This is a genomic window from Arthrobacter sp. 147(2020), assembly GCF_013116715.1.
In the GTDB taxonomy this organism is placed as follows: Bacteria; Actinomycetota; Actinomycetes; order Actinomycetales; family Micrococcaceae; genus Arthrobacter_D.
Genome location: NZ_JABFOM010000014.1, coordinates 38,519 through 55,701 on the forward strand (window position 1 = coordinate 38,519; position 17,183 = coordinate 55,701).

Annotated in this window: 16 protein-coding genes and 3 tRNA genes; 12 read left to right on the forward strand and 7 right to left on the reverse strand. The window is 63.8% G+C overall.

Annotation, left to right across the window (positions count from 1 at the left end):
• Positions 1-130 precede the first annotated feature (130 nt).
• Entirely contained in the window at positions 131-1,660 is a 1,530-nt protein-coding gene (gene mptB / locus HMI58_RS10810; protein ID WP_171619711.1) for a polyprenol phosphomannose-dependent alpha 1,6 mannosyltransferase MptB, read from the forward strand.
• 55 nt (positions 1,661-1,715) lie between these two features.
• A complete protein-coding gene (locus HMI58_RS10815) occupies positions 1,716-2,126 on the forward strand; it encodes a DUF3224 domain-containing protein (RefSeq protein ID WP_171587054.1) in 411 nt (136 codons plus the stop codon).
• 363 nt (positions 2,127-2,489) lie between these two features.
• On the opposite strand, the gene HMI58_RS10820 is transcribed toward HMI58_RS10815, so the two are convergent.
• Positions 2,490-2,562: transfer RNA gene (locus HMI58_RS10820), tRNA-Arg, on the reverse strand.
• Between the two features lie 203 nt (positions 2,563-2,765).
• On the opposite strand from HMI58_RS10820, the gene HMI58_RS10825 reads away from it, so the two are divergent.
• Together HMI58_RS10825 and ettA are read left to right on the forward strand one after the other, a co-directional pair.
• Positions 2,766-3,350 (forward strand): single-stranded DNA-binding protein, encoded by a 585-nt coding sequence (locus tag HMI58_RS10825; protein WP_171619713.1) that lies wholly within the window; start codon positions 2,766-2,768, stop codon positions 3,348-3,350.
• Between the two features lie 63 nt (positions 3,351-3,413).
• Positions 3,414-5,096, forward strand: coding sequence for an energy-dependent translational throttle protein EttA (gene ettA / locus HMI58_RS10830; protein WP_171587058.1), 1,683 nt, complete (start codon positions 3,414-3,416; stop codon positions 5,094-5,096).
• A 124-nt stretch (positions 5,097-5,220) separates the two neighbouring features.
• Here ettA and HMI58_RS10835 read toward each other — a convergent pair whose 3' ends face one another.
• On the reverse strand, positions 5,221-6,105 hold the full coding sequence (locus tag HMI58_RS10835; protein ID WP_171619715.1) for an acyl-CoA thioesterase II: 885 nt from the start codon (positions 6,103-6,105) through the stop codon (positions 5,221-5,223).
• 165 nt (positions 6,106-6,270) lie between these two features.
• Between HMI58_RS10835 and HMI58_RS10840 the strand changes: the two genes are divergently transcribed.
• Positions 6,271-6,753 carry a thioesterase family protein gene (locus HMI58_RS10840; RefSeq protein ID WP_171619717.1) on the forward strand — a complete coding sequence of 161 codons (483 nt, stop codon included), beginning with the start codon at positions 6,271-6,273 and terminating at the stop codon, positions 6,751-6,753.
• Between the two features lie 3 nt (positions 6,754-6,756).
• A complete protein-coding gene (locus HMI58_RS10845; protein ID WP_318779197.1) occupies positions 6,757-7,428 on the forward strand; it encodes a hypothetical protein in 672 nt (223 codons plus the stop codon).
• A 24-nt stretch (positions 7,429-7,452) separates the two neighbouring features.
• Here HMI58_RS10845 and HMI58_RS10850 read toward each other — a convergent pair whose 3' ends face one another.
• Together HMI58_RS10850 and HMI58_RS10855 are read right to left on the reverse strand one after the other, a co-directional pair.
• Positions 7,453-7,938 carry a globin gene (locus HMI58_RS10850; protein WP_225668053.1) on the reverse strand — a complete coding sequence of 162 codons (486 nt, stop codon included), beginning with the start codon at positions 7,936-7,938 and terminating at the stop codon, positions 7,453-7,455.
• Positions 7,938-8,552, reverse strand: coding sequence for a mechanosensitive ion channel domain-containing protein (locus HMI58_RS10855; protein WP_171619719.1), 615 nt, complete (start codon positions 8,550-8,552; stop codon positions 7,938-7,940). The genes HMI58_RS10850 and HMI58_RS10855 overlap by 1 nt, the downstream gene beginning before the upstream one ends.
• A 93-nt stretch (positions 8,553-8,645) precedes the next feature.
• Here HMI58_RS10855 and HMI58_RS10860 point away from each other — a divergent pair, with 93 nt between their 5' ends.
• The gene (locus HMI58_RS10860; RefSeq protein WP_171619721.1) at positions 8,646-9,629 is read left to right on the forward strand and encodes an NAD-dependent epimerase/dehydratase family protein; all 984 of its coding nucleotides are present in this window, start codon (positions 8,646-8,648) and stop codon (positions 9,627-9,629) included.
• A 19-nt stretch (positions 9,630-9,648) separates the two neighbouring features.
• Here HMI58_RS10860 and HMI58_RS10865 read toward each other — a convergent pair whose 3' ends face one another.
• Positions 9,649-10,143 (reverse strand): OsmC family protein, encoded by a 495-nt coding sequence (locus tag HMI58_RS10865; RefSeq protein ID WP_171619723.1) that lies wholly within the window; start codon positions 10,141-10,143, stop codon positions 9,649-9,651.
• A 31-nt stretch (positions 10,144-10,174) separates the two neighbouring features.
• Positions 10,175-12,727, reverse strand: a complete 2,553-nt coding sequence (gene pepN / locus HMI58_RS10870) for an aminopeptidase N (protein WP_171619725.1) — start codon at positions 12,725-12,727, stop codon at positions 10,175-10,177.
• A 177-nt stretch (positions 12,728-12,904) separates the two neighbouring features.
• On the opposite strand from pepN, the gene HMI58_RS10875 reads away from it, so the two are divergent.
• Both HMI58_RS10875 and HMI58_RS10880 read left to right on the forward strand, forming a co-directional pair.
• A complete protein-coding gene (locus HMI58_RS10875) occupies positions 12,905-13,378 on the forward strand; it encodes a ribose-5-phosphate isomerase (RefSeq protein ID WP_171619727.1) in 474 nt (157 codons plus the stop codon).
• A gap of 6 nt (positions 13,379-13,384) precedes the next feature.
• On the forward strand, positions 13,385-14,302 hold the full coding sequence (locus HMI58_RS10880) for an Fpg/Nei family DNA glycosylase (protein WP_171619729.1): 918 nt from the start codon (positions 13,385-13,387) through the stop codon (positions 14,300-14,302).
• A 96-nt stretch (positions 14,303-14,398) separates the two neighbouring features.
• On the opposite strand, the gene HMI58_RS10885 is transcribed toward HMI58_RS10880, so the two are convergent.
• A tRNA-Gly gene (locus HMI58_RS10885) sits at positions 14,399-14,472 on the reverse strand.
• Between the two features lie 132 nt (positions 14,473-14,604).
• Here HMI58_RS10885 and HMI58_RS10890 point away from each other — a divergent pair.
• The 3 genes from HMI58_RS10890 (at position 14,605) to HMI58_RS10900 (ending at position 17,158) form a co-directional block, all read left to right on the forward strand.
• Positions 14,605-14,678, forward strand: a tRNA-Pro gene (locus HMI58_RS10890).
• An 87-nt stretch (positions 14,679-14,765) separates the two neighbouring features.
• Positions 14,766-16,328: a trigger factor gene (gene tig / locus HMI58_RS10895; protein WP_171619731.1), complete on the forward strand. Its 1,563-nt coding sequence runs from the start codon at positions 14,766-14,768 to the stop codon at positions 16,326-16,328.
• A 233-nt stretch (positions 16,329-16,561) separates the two neighbouring features.
• Entirely contained in the window at positions 16,562-17,158 is a 597-nt protein-coding gene (locus HMI58_RS10900; protein ID WP_024475965.1) for an ATP-dependent Clp protease proteolytic subunit, read from the forward strand.
• Positions 17,159-17,183: the final 25 nt, after the last annotated feature.

Below are 17,183 nucleotides of genomic sequence, written 5' to 3' on the forward strand. Positions count from 1 at the left end.
CCTCGGACATCCCGCCTCGTGGTGCGCGGCGTTACCGGCCCCGGTACAGGGGGCGATGCTAATATCTAGCCAGTCTGCCCGGTCAGAAGTGCAGAAGTTTCGTGTTCCACCGAGGATTGGATAACAGCAGATGACCGCCCAGGTGCCAGCGGACGCCTCGCAGCCCCGGACGGATTCAGCCGTGGCTGACCGACCCAACGTGGCGGTCATTCAGGGATTCATTGGGTCCCTGATGATGATGATCGGTTCGTACGGCGTGGGCTGGCTATCCCTGGCATCGGTGGAACTGCGCAGGATTCCGATCATCATCTGGATGCGGTTCGAACCGGCTGGCGCCGTGGTGTCGGTGTTGATCCTCGCGCTCGGCGGCATGCTGTTGGTCAGGTCCTGGCTGCGGCTCGGGCAGCGGCTCCACGGGTGGGGCCCGGAATCCCGACCGGTCATACTTCGTGCAGTCATCGCCTGGGGCGCGCCGATGTGTCTGGCGCTGCCGTTGTTCAGCAGGGACGTGTTTGCCTACATCGCCCAGGGGCAGGTGGTTCTCTCCGGGTTGAACCCCTACGTCGACGGCTATTCGCAGATCTCCAACTACCTGCAAATCGGGGCAGACGACATGTGGGCGCAAAGCCCTACCCCGTACGGCCCCGTGTTCCTCTGGATCGAAGCCCTGGTCGTGGGCATCACCAATGGGCAACCCGATTTCTCGGTGCTCCTGTTCCGACTTATCGCGATCGTCGGGGTGGCGATGTGTGTCTACTACGTGCCCAAGCTCGCGGAACTGCACGGCATCAATCCCAACCGGGCGCTCTGGCTTACCGCCGCGAACCCGCTCTTCCTGATCAACTTCATTGCCAGCATCCACAATGATGCGCTGATGATTGGTCTCGCACTCTGCGGCCTGTACCTCGCCGCGACCCAGAAGCCGTGGCGTGCGGTGGTCCTGGTCACGCTGTCGGTCGCGATCAAACCCATCACGCTGATCTTCCTCCCGTTCATCGGGCTGATGTGGGCCGGCAAGGGGGCAAGCTGGCGGCGGAAGTTCCTCTACTGGGCCCTCACGGCCGGCATCTCCTTCGGGATCCTGTGGGTGATGGGGCTGATCAACGGCTTCGGGTTCGGCTGGGTGGGTGCGCTGAGCACTCCCGGTAGCGTCTGGATCTGGTACGCGCCGATCGGTTTTCTGGGCATGGTCGTCATGATCCTCGGGGATGCGGTGGGGCTCGACGGCCAGGCCTTCGCCGAAGTGGTGTACCTGATCGGTCGGCTTGTGGCGCTGGCAATCATCGGCTGGCTGATGTTCACCGGGGAACACAGCAGACTGGTGCGCCGCCTGGCCCTGGCATTCGCTGCGATCGTCTTCCTCGCCCCCATGATCCAGTCCTGGTACGTGGTCTGGCTGATCCCGCTGTTCGCAGTTACCGGTATCCGCAACGACTGGCAGGTCAAAACCCTCTACTTCCTCGTGTCCTTCTTCATGATCTACGCCATTTCGGACCAGCTGGATATTTTCCCCTATTTCGAACTGAGCCTGACGGTCGCACGGCAGGTGGCAGCGGTCGTCGCGCTGGGCTTTGCGCTGTACCTGGTTTTTGTTGATCCGAAGACAAAAATCCTGTTCCGGAAACGGTACGAGGAGCCGGTCGCGGGCGAGCTACGCTAGCGGCCGCTGGCCGGTCAAACATGCTTTCTGTGGCCGAACCGGCGATACTTGGACGATGACCGACTCCACAGAACACATCATCAGCGGCGAATTCGAGATCTCTGTCTGGAGCCCGGAACCCTACTCAGTACCAGGTTCCTCGAGCGAGCTGACCAAGGTGAGCGCGACGAAGGTCTTCAGCGGAGGGCTGATCGGCACCAGTTCAGCAGAGCTGCTGATGGCTGGCAACGACTATGGCGCAGGGTATGTTGCCTCCGAGGTCTTCACCGGTTCGGTCGATGGCAGGGAAGGCACCGTGATCGTGCAGCACTGGGGGATCGCTGAAGGCACCGCAGCCGCCAGTTCCGGCCACATCATTCCGGGATCCGGGACCGATGGTCTCAAAGGAATTTCCGGCAAGGCCGTGTATTCACAGGACGCCGCAGGGCAGCACCACCTGGAGCTCAAGGTCACTTTCGGAGACTAGGATTCACCAGTGATCGCCGGGTCGGGATTTCCCGCACCTGTGCGGCGTCGGCCGTCCCCACCGAGATCCGGCCTCACCCTCAGGGCCAGCAGGACAAAGGCAAGTCCGGCGGCCGTGTGCATGCAGGCGAGCAGTAGGCGACTGACAATATCAGGGGCCGGAGATCCTCGAACTCGGTCACCCGCGCAGCATCAAAAGCACTGGACGTTTCACCGCCCGCCCTCAGATGTTCCGGTTCACCACCCGACCGAGACATCGCCCCACTTCCGGACCGTTCAGCAGCTCTCGGGAAGCTGTTGTGGGCCTAGGCTACGACGGCAGGAATCGGCAGTCCAGAGCGTTGACCCATCGGCGTGATTCTTGTGCCCCCGGCGCGACTCGAACGCGCAACCTACGGATTAGAAGGCCGTTGCTCTATCCATTGAGCTACGGGGGCCGACGGCGGAGATCTCCACGCCACCGCAAGTTTATCGTCAAGTTGGACGAACGCCAGTCGGCGACTCTCCCTCCACCTGGTTCCCTTCCCTCAGGATGTCCACATAACCGGATCGGGTACCCTCTGCGCCCGCGCGCAAACAGGAGACTGGATGCTGTTGGCAAGCCAGCCAGCATCCAGATATCTGCTGAAGGGTACGACCGATGAGTGACAACATCACCGTCCGCGGCTACGTGGCCACCGACGTCAAAACGGGAGTGGCAGTGAGCGGCCTCGCCTACGCGAGTTTCCGGATGTGCTCGACCGAACGCCGGTTCGACCGCCAGACCAATTCATGGACTGATGGCCAGACCAACTGGTACACCGTGTCAATGTTCCGCCAGCTTGCCACCAATGCCGGGGTGAGCATCAAGAAGGGCGACAAGGTGGTGGTCAGCGGGCGCCTGCGGGTCCGGCCCTGGATCCGTGAGGACGGCCGCACCGGTACCTCGGTGGACATTGATGCCGACACGGCCGGACACGACCTGATGTGGGGTACTGCACACTTTCGGCGGACCAGTGCTGACCGTTCCGGGACCGAGACCTCGACCGCCGGCGATCCACCGGATGTCCAGGACTCCGATGTCGATGATCCGGACGTTGATCGGGACACCGGTGAGATCTTCGACCGTCCGGGTGATGAGGCTGCTCCTGGTGGCCAGGAGACCTCCGGGGCGGACCCCTCCGACGATGCCGACCACGCCGGGGGCGAGCAATCAGGCCGTCAACTCAGCGACGCGCCGTTCTAGTACCGCTACGACTGTCGCGCCCACAAATGGGAGATAGGTGGGTGCAGCGACTAGCCTTGAGGTATGGCGGAATTTATCTACACAATGACCAAGGCACGCAAGGCTGTCGGCGACAAAGTAATCCTCGACGACGTCAGCATGTCCTTTTATCCTGGCGCGAAGATCGGCGTCGTGGGTCCCAACGGCTCGGGCAAGTCGACCATCCTGAAGATCATGGCGGGTCTTGACACTCCCTCCAACGGTGAAGCAAAGCTGAGCGCCGGCTACTCGGTGGGAATCCTGCTGCAGGAACCACCACTGAATGAGGAAAAGACTGTCCTGGGCAATGTGCAGGAAGGCGTCGGGGAAATCTACGGCAAGATCCAGCGGTTCAACGAGATCTCCGAAGAAATGGCCAACCCCGACGCGGATTTCGATACGCTGCTCGAGGAAATGGGCAAACTCCAGGAAGCCATCGACTCCGCCGACGCGTGGGACCTCGATTCGCAACTGGAACAGGCGATGGACGCTCTGCGCTGCCCACCGCCCGACACGGACGTCACGATTCTCTCCGGTGGTGAACGGCGCCGCGTCGCGCTGTGCAAGCTTCTCCTGCAGAAGCCCGACCTGTTGCTCCTCGATGAGCCCACTAACCACCTTGACGCCGAAAGCGTGCTCTGGCTCGAGCAGCACCTGAAAAGCTACTCGGGCGCCGTCCTGGCCGTAACCCACGACCGGTACTTCCTGGATCACGTCGCCCAGTGGATCGCCGAAGTGGACCGCGGTCACCTTTACCCCTATGAAGGCAACTACTCCACGTACCTGGAGAAGAAGCGCGCACGCCTTGAGGTGCAGGGCAAGAAGGACGCCAAGCAGTCCAAGCGCCTCACCGAGGAACTGGAATGGGTCCGCTCCAACGCCAAGGGCCGCCAGACCAAGTCCAAGGCACGGCTGGCGCGGTACGAAGAGATGGCTTCTGAGGCTGAGCGCACCAAGAAGCTCGATTTCGAAGAGATCCAGATCCCGCCCGGCCCACGACTGGGCAACCAGGTCATCGAGGCCACCGACCTGCGGAAGGGCTACGACGACCGGATCCTGATCGACGGACTGTCCTTCTCACTGCCCCGCAACGGCATCGTCGGAGTCATCGGCCCCAACGGTGTGGGTAAGACCACGCTGTTCAAGACCATCGTGGGGCTCGAACCGATCGACGGCGGCAAGCTGACGATCGGTGATTCGGTCAAGATTTCCTACGTTGACCAGTCGCGTGGCGGCATTGACCCAGAAAAGACCTTGTGGGAGGTCGTCTCCAACGGTCACGACTTCATCCAGGTGGGCCAGGTGGAGATGCCGTCACGGGCCTACGTGTCAGCGTTCGGCTTCAAGGGCCCGGATCAGCAGAAGCGTGCCGGAGTGCTCTCCGGTGGTGAGCGCAACCGGTTGAACCTGGCGTTGACCCTTAAACAGGGCGGAAACCTGTTGCTGCTTGACGAACCGACCAACGACCTCGACGTCGAAACGCTCTCCAGCCTGGAGAACGCGCTCCTCGAGTTCCCCGGCTGCGCCGTGGTGGTCTCGCACGACCGGTGGTTCCTCGACCGGGTAGTCACTCACATCCTCGCCTACGAAGGCACCGAGGAGAACCCGGACAAGTGGTACTGGTTCGAAGGCAACTTTGAGTCCTACGAGGAGAACAAGGTAGAGCGCCTCGGCGCCGACGCGGCGAAGCCTCACCGCGTCACCCACCGCCGCCTTACCCGCGACTAGTACCAGCACGGCCGCAGGTCAGGCTGGCCAGGCAAAAAAGAGCGCGCCCTGCGGTGACCAGTCTGTGGTCACCGCAGGGCGCGCCCTTTTGCTTAACCTGATGACGGGGCAGGCGCCGGGACGGTCAGTCGGGCACCCGGACCATTCCCTCCTGGGCAACGGTGGCCACAAGTTCCCCTGCGCGGTTGAAGATCTGCCCAGTGGACAGGCCACGGGCTCCCGACGCGCTGGGGGACCGCTGCACATACAGCAGCCACTCGTCCACCCTGACCGGACGGTGCCACCACATGGCGTGATCCAGGCTCGCGATACTCATCCCCGGTGTAATCCAGCTCAACCCGTGCTGGCGCAGGATCGATTCCAGCAGCGTGTAGTCGCTGGCGTAGGCGAGGGCCGCCCTGTGGAGTCCCTGGTCGGAGGGCATCGGGGCGAACGTCTTCATCCACACGGCGTTGTGAGCCACCCGGTCGCCGTTGTGCTGCACATAGAGCGCACCGTCCACATGCCGGATGTCGAACGGACGGTCGAAGGACCAGGCCTTTGCCAGCGGATGGTCCATCTCGCCCAACAGGTCTGCAGTGCTGGGCAGCGTTTCGGGATCCGGCATGCCTTCGGGCATCCGTTCCTGGTGGCTAAGCCCGTCGTCGGGCTCCTGGAACGACGCGATCATCGACAGGATCGGCACACCATTCTGGTAGGCATGGGTTCGTCGCGCCGAGAAGGAACGTCCGTCGCGCAACCGCTGGACGCCAAACGTGATCGGCTGCAACGCATCGCCGGCCCGGAGGAAGTAGGCGTGCATCGAGTGGACCTCACGGGTCGGCTCAACCGTACGGATCGCAGCAACCAAAGCCTGCCCCAGTACCTGGCCCCCGAAGATCCGCCGCCCCGCCTGCTGCACCGAGGTTCCCACAAAGATTTCCTCGTCGGTCTGCGCCCCGTCAGCGCTGCTTAGGTCAAGCAGATCGACCAGGGTTTGGGTGGGATCGACCGTGGACTCGACTGCCATGGATCTGGTTCTCCTTGTGGTGCGGTGAAGGGGAGGGGGCGACGTGCCGCGTGAACGGCGCGGAAAGTACCTCTGACCTTAGACGCACCCGCGTCCACCGCTCAACATCGGCCGCGATTATGGCTCCGGTTAGCCGGGGCAGCAACCGTTTGAGAGGATTGCAGCATGCCCCGGATCCAACGCTTCCCCATTCAGCTTCGCTTCGGCGACGAAGATTCTTACGGACACGTCAACAATGTCCGGTTCCTCCAGTACCTCGAGGATGCGCGGGTGCAGTTTATCCACCTGCCGCTGTCGGACTCAGCTCCCGACGGCGTTGGGCAGCAGGACACGTTGCTGGATTTGATTGGTCCCGACCATTTCACCCTGGTCGCACGCCACGAGATTGAGTACTCGGCCCCGTTGAACTACCGGCCTGCGCCCCTGGACATCAGCATTTGGGTGACAGGAGTCGGCGGCTCCAGCTTCGACCTCGGCTACCAGATTGCCGAGCCTGACGGGTCAGCGAGCTACGCCCTCGCGGCCTCCACCATGATCCTGGTGAACCGGACTACCGGCCGTCCGGCGAAACTCAACGATGCGCAGCGTGCCGCGCTTGAGCACTGGCTCGGCGAACCAGTGGCTTTCCGACGCCGTTCGGAGGCCTAACCGGTGGAACAACAACACGCACCGACCTCCGAGCTGGTCTTCGCCGACCAGTGGAATGTCGCCGATCTGCGCACCTTCATTGCCCGTGCCCGCGCAGCAGAGGACGGCGCCGTCAGGTTGCAGGCAGCAGGGAGCGTCCTCGCCGCCTATATCTGTATCCTTCGGCCACGAATCCTGGGCGAAGCCACGCCGACAGTCCTGGGACTGCGGACCATGCCGCTCGACGCTCCCGCCCACGTTGACACCACGGTGGCACTGGCATCGGTATCGGACCGGCTTGCGCGGATGGCCGAGGATGAAGTGGTGCTGCAAATCCCGCCGACCACCGTCACCGAAAGCTGGGCGGGAGTCCTTCCGCCGCGTTCCGGATGGGAGTCACAGGGGGACCTGGACGCCAGCGTGGTCGAGACCGCTGCCCGCGACGGTATCCGCGAAGTTGCCGAGACCGTGCCCAACAATCCGGGTGCCCTGATCGTGAACAGCGCCCGGGGAGCAATCTGGGGCCGCAGCATCGAGGGTCTGCCGGTGGATGTCCCCGCGGGGGCAGCCTTCGGCGCTTTCGCCCTGGGCTTCCTTGCAAAGGGCGAACGCCCGGCGATCTTCACCAATGGACGATGGACCAGGATCAGCACCTCACGCGGCCACGTGCTGTCGCGGATCCCGACCGTGCTCTAGCCAGCCGGTTCGCAGAGACGGGACCTAGCGCTCGTCGGCAGAGTTGACCATTGAATGAGCTGCCCGTTCCAGGTAGTCCCAGAGAGTCGCTTCGTGCAGGGGCGCCAGGTCAAGCGAATCGACTGCCGCGCGCATATGCGTCAGCCAATGGTCGCGTGCCTGAGGCGACACGGTAAAGGGCATGTGCCGCATCCGCAGCCGGGGGTGGCCGCGCTGGTCCCCGTAGGTCTTCGGGCCGCCCCAATACTGCTCCAGGAACATCAGCAACCGCTCCTTCGCGGGCCCCAGATCTTCCTCCGGATACATCGGCCGCAGCAGCTCATCCTCCGCGATGCCATCGTAGAAAACGTCGACCAGCCGCACGAAGGTCGGGTGGCCGCCCACCGCCTCATAGAAGTTGTCGGTGTAGGCCGGCTGGTCGAAGCGTGGCCCCACCGGGGTCAGCTTGGCCAGCGGTTCACCGAACCGGGATGGGATGGGAATGCCTTCGGGACTTCCAGCGCTGGTCATTATTTCTCTCCTGTTGGTTCGTCGGCGGCTACCGGGGCCACGTAATTGCCCTGTGAACGGTTGCCCACTTTCATGATGTCTCCGTTCCGGATGTACCAGATGGCACCGTTCTCGTCGATCAGCCGGGTGATCCGTAGCCCGACCGACTGCACCACACCCACGGTGTCCCCGACCTCGATGGTGTCGCCGATCCCATACTGGTCCTCGAGGGTGATGAAGAATCCGAGGAACGCGTCCCGGATGATCTCGCGGGCGCCGAAGCCTATCGCTATACCCACAATGCCCACGCTCGCGAGAATCGGACCGATATCCACGCCGAGCGCCTGCAGCGCCATCATGATGGCGATGATGGCGATGGTCAGTCCCGACACGCTGCGGAGCAGCGCTCCAATGGTTTCAGTGCGTTGGACCCGCCGCTTGTGGTCGAGCGTCCGAAGGACCGGCTGCGCCCACTTGAAGTGGGGCTTCTTGAAGAGGTCGGAACCGGTCCGTACCCGCCGCACCATCCGATTAATGACAAACCGGACCACCAGCCACAACACCAGCCCTGCCACGATGATGATGGCGGCGTTCAGTAGCTGGTCTCCTAGACCAATCTCCGTGGGGGACTGCATGGGGGAGTGACCGATTCCTTCACTGGCTCAGGGGGCTCTCCGCGCGCGGCGGAAAGGGTGTCTGCTCCTAGGCTAGCGCCGTAGGCTGGGCGGATGCGCATCCTGATCCTCGGCGGAACCGTATTTCTCTCCCGGCGAATTGCCGAACGTGCTCTCGAGTTGGGGCATGAGGTCACGTGCCTGGCCCGTGGCTCCGTGTCCATGCCGCCGCCGGGTGCCAATCTCGTCCAGGCTGACCGGGACGGGGCCACGCCGTATGCCGGAGTGGAGCGGGACTGGGACGTGGTGGTCGAAGTGTCATGGCAGCCCCATCAGGTCGAGGATGCCCTGCGGTCTCTGGGTGCCAGAGCCGGCCTCTGGATCTATGTCTCAAGCTGTTCCGTGTACGCCGACAATTCAGCGCCCGGTGCCGACGAGAGCGCTCCTCTCCTTCCCGCGTACGACGGCGACACCCCCGCACCCGGCGAGTCGTACGGCGAGGCAAAGGTGGCCTGTGAGGAGCTATGCCACAGGTACCGCCGTAACGGTGCGCTGATTGCCCGCCCCGGACTGATCTGCGGCCCGGGCGACCCCAGCGACCGGTTCGGCTACTGGCCGGGCCGTCTGGCCCGCGGGGGAACGGTCATCGTCCCGGCCATCCGTGATCGTTGGACCCAGACCATCGACGTGGACGACCTTGCCGGATGGCTCCTCACGGCTGCCGCCCGGGGCCTGACCGGTGTGTTCAACACGGTTGGCCCGTCGACCGGGTTCGGGGATCTCATCGACCGGACGGTCTCCGTGGTGGGCTTTGAGGCGGCTCTGCGGTGGGTGGAGCCGGGCTGGCTCCTGGAGCACGGCGTCGCCTACTGGGCTGGCACTGACTCCCTGCCCCACTGGTTGCCCGAAGGTTATGACGGGTTCGCCTCCCGATCGGGCGAGGCTGCCCTTGCCGAGGGGCTGTCCCAGCGGTCGGTGGAGGAGACGATCCAACGGGTGTTGGAGGATGAACGACGGCGGGGGCTCGACCGCGAGCGGAAGTCGGGGCTGACCGCGGGCACGGAAGAGCGGCTGCTCGCGGAGCTCCCGGACACATAACGTCCGGACTGCCACCACTCTAGGCGTGCTGCTGGGCGTCCTCGGCGATCATCACCACAGGCTCGTGATTGACCGGAAAGTTGACCGACCGCGCAATGAAACAGGACGCGGCGGCCTCGCGGTGGATGGACTGTGCCGTGTACTTCAGCAAGTGGTCGGTGATGGTCACCCGCGGTTTGAGGGTGACGCTGAGGAACTCACCGCTGCCATCAGGGTTCAGGCGCATGGTTCCTACCGCCGTGTCCTCGTATGCCGTCACCACCAGACCGTGTTTCACCGCCATGTGGAGGTACGCGAGCATGTGGCACTGGGACAGAGCGGCCAGGAGCAGCTGCTCCGGGTTCCACCGGTCCTTGTCCCCATGAAACGTGGGGTCCGCCGTGCCCAGGAGCAACGGCGGACCCTTGGCCGAGACCTCGTGTTCCCGACCGTAACCGCGGTAGGAGAGAGTGCCTTCGCCACGGTTACCTGTCCATTTGGTAGTGACCCGATAGTGGTGCTCGGAGAGGTTCATGGCTCAAAACTACACCCGAACCCACCGGTTTCTACCGGTCGACTGCCTGCGCTTTCAGGGCCCTGGCAATCCCGTCCTGGCTCTCCACCACCAGCCGTCGCAGCGAGGTACTTTCGGCATCAAGCGTTGACAGGAACGCCGCCGATTTATCCAGGGTGTCCTGGGTGGTCAGCCTCGATGGGTACAGTCCCACAATGATCTGCTGGGCAATCTCGTGGGTACGGCTGGCCCACACCTCCGGTGCTGCGGCGAAGTACTTGTCCACGTAAGGGGCCAGGACCGCAGGGTCGTGGACCCGCATGAACCCGGTGATCGCCGAGCGCTGCGCAGCGTTGGGCATATCGGACCGTTCGACGATGCTGCGCCACGCGTCCGCCTTGGCCTCCGCCGTCGGGATGGCCGCCTTGGCCTGCGCAGCTGCGAGCTGGCCTGTCGCCGTCGCGTCGCGCTCCTGCTCCGAGTCGATTTCGGCCTGACCGAACCGGCCGCCCGCCACCAGCGAGGTGACGAGTTCCCAGCGGAGATCCGCATCGATTTCCAGCCCCTCGGGGACCAGCGAACCGGTGAAGATGGCCTCCACGGTGTCCAGGTGGGTGTCGGTCTGCGCATGGCCCGCGAATGCCTTGACAAACTGCAACTGCGAATCCGATCCGGCAACTGCTCCGCGCGCCAGCTCCCAGAGGCTCTCCGCCGCCGCGACAGTCATCGCCAGGCGGTCACCGGGGTTGACGTAGAACGCGAGCGTGGTCGCCAGCTGGCGCAACAGCACCAACACCACCGACGAGTCGGACTCGGAGGCAATGTTCTGAAGGATCAGCTCAACATAGTTGCGTGCCGGGGTTTCCCCATCCCGCGCCGCGTCCCAGGCCGACGCCCAGACCAGCGTGCGGGGGAGTGAGTCGTTGAAGTCCTTCAGGTGACGGGTAGCGGTCGCCAGGGACGCCTCGTCCAGGCGGATCTTCGCGTAGGCAAGATCGTCGTCGTTCAGCAGCACCAGGTCCGGACGATTCCGACCTACCAACTCCGCCACGTCGGTGCGTTCACCGTCGACGTCGAGCTCCACCCGATCGGTGCGCTGCAGCTTCCCTGCACCATCCAGGTTGTAGAACCCGATCGCCAGGCGGTGGGGCCGGATGGTGGGGTAGTCGGCCACTGCCGACTGGAGCACAGCGAAACTGGTGATGACGCCGTCGTCGTCGGTCCCGATTTCGGGGCGGAGGGTGTTGACTCCGGCAGTCTCCAGCCACAGGGCCGACCATTCCTTCAGGTCCCGGCCGCTGGCTGCCTCCAGCTCGGACAGGAGGTCCACCAGTTCGGTGTTCTTCCAGGAATGCTTCCCGAAGTACTCCCTGACCCCCTCCATGAACTTGTCCTGGCCCACCCAGGCCACCAGCTGCTTGAGCACCGAGGCGCCCTTTGCATAGGTGATGCCGTCGAAGTTGACCTGGACGTCTTCGAGGTCGTTGATCTCGGCGACGATCGGGTGGGTGGACGGGAGCTGGTCCTGGCGGTAGGCCCAGGCCTTTTCCAGTGACGCGAAGGTGGTCCACGACTGTGTGAACTCGGTTGCCTCGGCGGCGGCGAGCGTGGACATGAACTCGGCGAAGGATTCGTTCAGCCAGAGGTCGTTCCACCACCGCATGGTCACCAGGTCGCCAAACCACATGTGGGCGAGCTCGTGCAGGATGGTGATCGCGCGGCGCTCGACTGTGGCGTCAGTGACCCGGGACCTGAAGACGTAACTCTCAACGAATGTGACCGCTCCGGCGTTCTCCATCGCCCCGGCGTTGAACTCGGGGACAAAGAGCTGGTCGTACTTGGGGAAGGGGTAGGGCGTTCCGAACTGGTCCTCGAAGAAGGTGAAGCCCTGCCGGGTCAGGTCGAAGACGTTCTCCGCGTCGAGGTGCTGCATCAGGGACTTCCGGGCGAAGACGCCCAGGGGGATAACACGGCCGTCCGAGCTGGTGAGCTCGCTGCGCACGGACTGGTACGGGCCGGCGATCAGGGCCGTCACGTAGGAGGACAGCACGCCGGTCGGTTCGAAGGACCAGGTGGACTTCGCTCCGCCATCATCAGCCGACCCGGCGGTTACGGGCTCGGGGGTGGGCGAATTGGAGATGACGTCCCAGTGTGACGGCGCCGTGACGGTGAAACGGAAGGTTGCCTTCAGATCGGGCTGCTCGAAGACCGGGAAGACCCGCCGCGAATCGGGCACCTCGAACTGGGTGTACAGGTAGACCTCATTGTCTACCGGGTCGACGAAGCGGTGCAGGCCCTCGCCAGTGTTCATGTATTGCATCTCGGCGACGATCACCAGTTCGTTTGTCACAGCGAGGCTGGGTAGCTGGATGCGCACCCCGTCGGAAACCTTCGCAGGGTCGAGGTCGACGCCGTTCAGCGTCACCTGTGACACGTCCTTGGTCACCGCGTCGATGAAGGTCGAGGCGCCCTGGGTGCCCGTAAACCGAACGACGGTACGCGACTCAAAGACGGTGTCCCCGCGGGTGAGGTCCAGATTGATGTCATAGGAGGTGACGGAGAGCAGTTCGGCACGGGCTCGTGCCTCGTCGCGGGTCAGATTCATGCCTGGCAAGGTGGAGCCTTTCGGGAAACATGTGGGAAAGCCCTGGGGATGAAGGGCGTGTTCTGTGATGCAGCTTACGCAGCACAGTCATTCTTTCACCAGCGGCGACCATCACGCACACCCGGCGAACAAGTACCCTTGACTCCAACCACCCACCACATTCGGAACGGATTTTTCATGCGCGTTCATATCGCCACTGACCACGCTGGCATGGAGCTCAGCGCCCACCTGATCGACCACCTGCGCCACTCCGGCCACGAAGTCATCGATCACGGACCGCAGGCCTACGACGCCGAGGACGACTACCCCGGATTCTGCATCAACGCCGCACAGGCAGTGGTCATCGACCAGCAGGCGGGGCGCGATGCGTTGGGGATTGTGCTGGGTGGATCCGGCAATGGGGAGCAGATGGCTGCCAACAAGGTACGCGGCGTGCGTGCCGCGCTGGCCTGGAATCTGGATACCGCTAAGCTGGCCCGCCAGCACAACGACGCCAACGTGGTGGCCGTAGGGGGACGGCAGCACTCGGTTGACGAGGCAACCCGCATCATCGAGGCGTTCCTCGCCGAGCCGTTCAGCGAAGCAGAGCGCCATGTCCGCCGGATCGGGCAGATCGCTGCCTACGAGACCACCGGCAGCGTCAGCGGGTAGCGCCGGATGCCTGAAGGTCATTCGATCCACCGGCTGGCGTCACAGCTGTCGTCGGTCTTCGGCGGCAAGCGTCTGGCGGCGTCAAGCCCGCAGGGCCGGTTCGCTGCCGGCGCGGCAGGACTGAACGGGCGGGTCCTGATCGGCGCGGACGCTCACGGCAAACAGCTGTTCGTCGAGTTTGCGGACGCCCCAGACGACAGTCCCACCCCGCCGATCTTCCTGCGGGTGCACCTGGGCCTGTACGGGGCGTGGAGCTTCGGCGGGGACCGCTCCTTCATGGGCGCCTCCAGCATCGGCGCGCCGCGCAGGGTCGGAGAACGGGAACTCGACGGCACAGCCGACGCTGCATACAGCGGGCCCCCGGACCCCGTGGGAGCGGTCCGGCTGCGCCTGGCCAGCGATGCCGGCTGGGCGGATCTGCGCGGTCCCACAGCGTGCGAGGTCATCACCGGCCCGGAACGCGATGCCGTCGTCGACCGGCTGGGACCCGACCCGCTGCACAACGACACCAGCGGGGACGACGTCGCCCGCTTCACCGCCGGGGTGCGCAAGAGCGCGAGCCCGCTGGGACTGCTGCTGATGAACCAGGCGGTGATCGCCGGGGTGGGGAACATCTACCGGGCGGAAGCCCTCTTCAGGCGAAACCTCAACCCCAGGCTCCCCGGGAAGTCAGTTAGTGCTGCGGAGGCGTCAGCACTGTGGCAGGACATCGGGCAGATCATGCGCGACGGGGTGCGCGACGGTCGGATCATCACCACCCTGGCCGGTGATCGCAGTTCGAAAGCAACGCGGGTGAAGCGTGAGGACGCGCACTACGTCTACGGACGCGCCGGGCTGCCCTGCCGGCGGTGCGGGACCCCGGTGGCATTGGCGGACCTGGCCGCGCGCAAACTCTACTGGTGTCCCCGATGCCAGGCTCCCTAGCCGCGGCCTGCCGGTTACTGCCGCAGCCGGCCGGTTAACGACAAAGGCACCCACCGTGAGGCAGGGTGCCTTTTCGCTGTCATGAAGAGTGCTATTTGGAGGGGATGACGGGAATCGAACCCGCATCATCAGTTTGGAAGACTGAGGCTTTACCACTAAGCTACATCCCCTAAAACCCGAGCAAAACACTAACATCTTGGCTTGCTCAGGCCGTCGGAACGCCTATAACTACACCACAGGCAGGGCCATTTAGCCAAATGTGCAACTGGGGCAAAAGTTCCGTAGAGTGATGACTGCACTTACGGGGTGTAGCTCAGCTTGGTAGAGCGCCTGCTTTGGGAGCAGGAAGTCGCAGGTTCAACTCCTGTCACCCCGACTCTGCATTATCGCCGCGGATGCCGTTCCGGTAATTCCACGGACGCCGTGTGGTCATTCATCTTCAATCATTCAGGAGTACTACGCCGTGAAGAGCGCTGTCGAAAACCTCACTCCCACGCGAGTGAAGCTCAATGTTGAGGTTCCTTTCGAGGAGCTCAAGCCGAACATCGATGCGGCTTACAAGACCATCTCCGCGCAGGTCCAGGTTCCTGGCTTCCGCAAAGGCCGTGTTCCCAACCAGCTGATTGACCAGCGTGTGGGCCGCGGCTATGTCATCGAAACCGCCATCAACGACGGTCTGAATGACTTTTACCAGAGCGCTGTCCAGGAAACGGGAATCCGTCCCCTGACCCGCCCTGAGGTTGAGATCACTGAAGTTCCCGATCCCGCTGCCAAGGACGGACAGCTCCTCTTCACTGTCGAGCTGGATGTCCGCCCGGAGATCACCCTTCCCGAGTACTCGGGTCTCGAAGTAACCGTCGAAGCTGCCGAGGCTTCCGACGCCGACGTCGACAAGGCCCTGGATGAGCTTCGCGGCCGGTTCGGTACCCTCACCGCCGTGGACCGTCCCGCGGCCGACGGCGACTTCCTCACCCTGAACCTGGTGGCCACCGTCGACGGTGAGCAGGTCGACGCCGCCCAGGACGTGTCCTACCAGATCGGGTCCGGCACCATGCTTGAAGGCATGGACGAGGCCGTCACCGGACTCAGCGCCGACGAAGACGCCATCTTCGAGACCACCCTGGCCCGCGGCGACAACGCCGGCGCCAACGCGCAGGTCAAGGTAGAGGTCAAGGCAGTCAAGGAACGCGAGCTTCCTGAAGCCAACGACGATTTCGCCCAGCTGGCCAGCGAGTTCGACACCATCGCCGAACTGCGCGCTGACCTGACCAAGCGCGCAGCCGAGGAAAAAGTCACCGAGCAGGGCGTCGAGGCACGCGACCTGGTGCTGGAGAAGCTCATAGAGCTGATCGAGGTTCCCGTTCCTGCCGCATTCATCGAAGACCAGCTGGAGCAGCACTTCTCCGGCGAGAACGCCCACGCCAACGCTGAGGGTCACGACACCGAAGAGCACCGCACCGAGATCCGCGAGAACACCGAGCAGGCGTTCCGCAACGAAATGATCCTGGACGCGATTGCCGAGAAGGAAGAAATCGGTGTCAGCCAGCCCGAGCTGATCGACTACATCGTGTCGACCGCAGGCCAGTACGGCATGGAGCCGAACCAGTTCGCCCAGATGCTGGACCAGAGCGGCCAGGTTCCGATGATTGTTGGAGAGGTCCGTCGCCGCAAGGCACTGGCGAAGGTCCTCGAACTCGCAGTCGTCAAGGACAGCTCCGGCTCGGTCGTTGACCTGAGTGACTTCGTCCGCCCCGGCGACGAGGCAGAGGACGCTCCATCCCAGGCGTCGTCCGAGGCCCCCGCCGAGAAGAAGCCAGCAGCCAAGAAGCCAGCAGCGAAAAAGCCAGCAGCCGAGAAGAAGCCAGCAGCTGAAAAGAAGCCAGCAGCTGAAAAGAAGCCAGCAGCCGAGAAGAAGCCGGCAGCGAAGACCGCTGCCGTCAAGGCGCCCGCGGCCAAGAAGGCAGCACCCAAGAAGACCGCCGCCAAGGCCAAGCCAGCAGCCGACGAAGAGTCCGCCAAGGCCTAACCAAACGTGCGTGTCTGAGGGCCGTTTCCCTGCCGGGAAGCGGCCCTCAGCCGTTAAAGCCCGTTGCCCGCCGCAATCGTGCGCCGTCAGCGAACAGCCTCCGCGCCGGGATCAAACGGGACCCGAAACAAGTTACTGTCCAATGAGAGACAAACGGTCGGCTGTCGACACTCGGCAGACCAACCAGAGTGAGAGGCTAACTTCCAATGGCAATCGAACCCACCACACCGACCATGGCAACCGTAGACCCCGCAGGCCGGGACGACTACATCTATAACCGGCTCCTGAAGGAGCGCATCATCTGGCTCGGCTCCGAGGTCCGGGATGACAACGCCAATGCCATCTGCTCGCAGCTGCTGCTTCTGTCCGCCGAAGACCCCGACAAGGACATCTTCCTGTACATCAACTCGCCGGGCGGGTCCGTCACCGCAGGCATGGCGATCTACGACACGATGCAGTTCATCCCCAACGACGTCGTCACCGTCGCCACCGGGCTTGCCGCATCGATGGGACAGTTCCTCCTCTCCTCGGGCACCAAGGGCAAGCGGTACGCGACCCCTCACGCCCGGGTCCTGATGCACCAGCCGTCAGGCGGAATCGGTGGCACCGCCTCCGACATCCGGATCCAGGCTGAACTGATCCTCCACATGAAGCGTGTGATGGCTGAGCTGACCGCCGAGCAGACCGGCCAGACCGTCGAGAAGATCCTCAAGGACAACGACCGCGATAAGTGGTTCACTGCCCAGGAGGGTCTCGAGTACGGCTTCTTCGACAAGATCGCTGCACACGCCAACACGGTATCCGGCGGCGGCGGCACGCAGCGCGACTAACCCGCTGCGGCCTGCCCCTACCGAC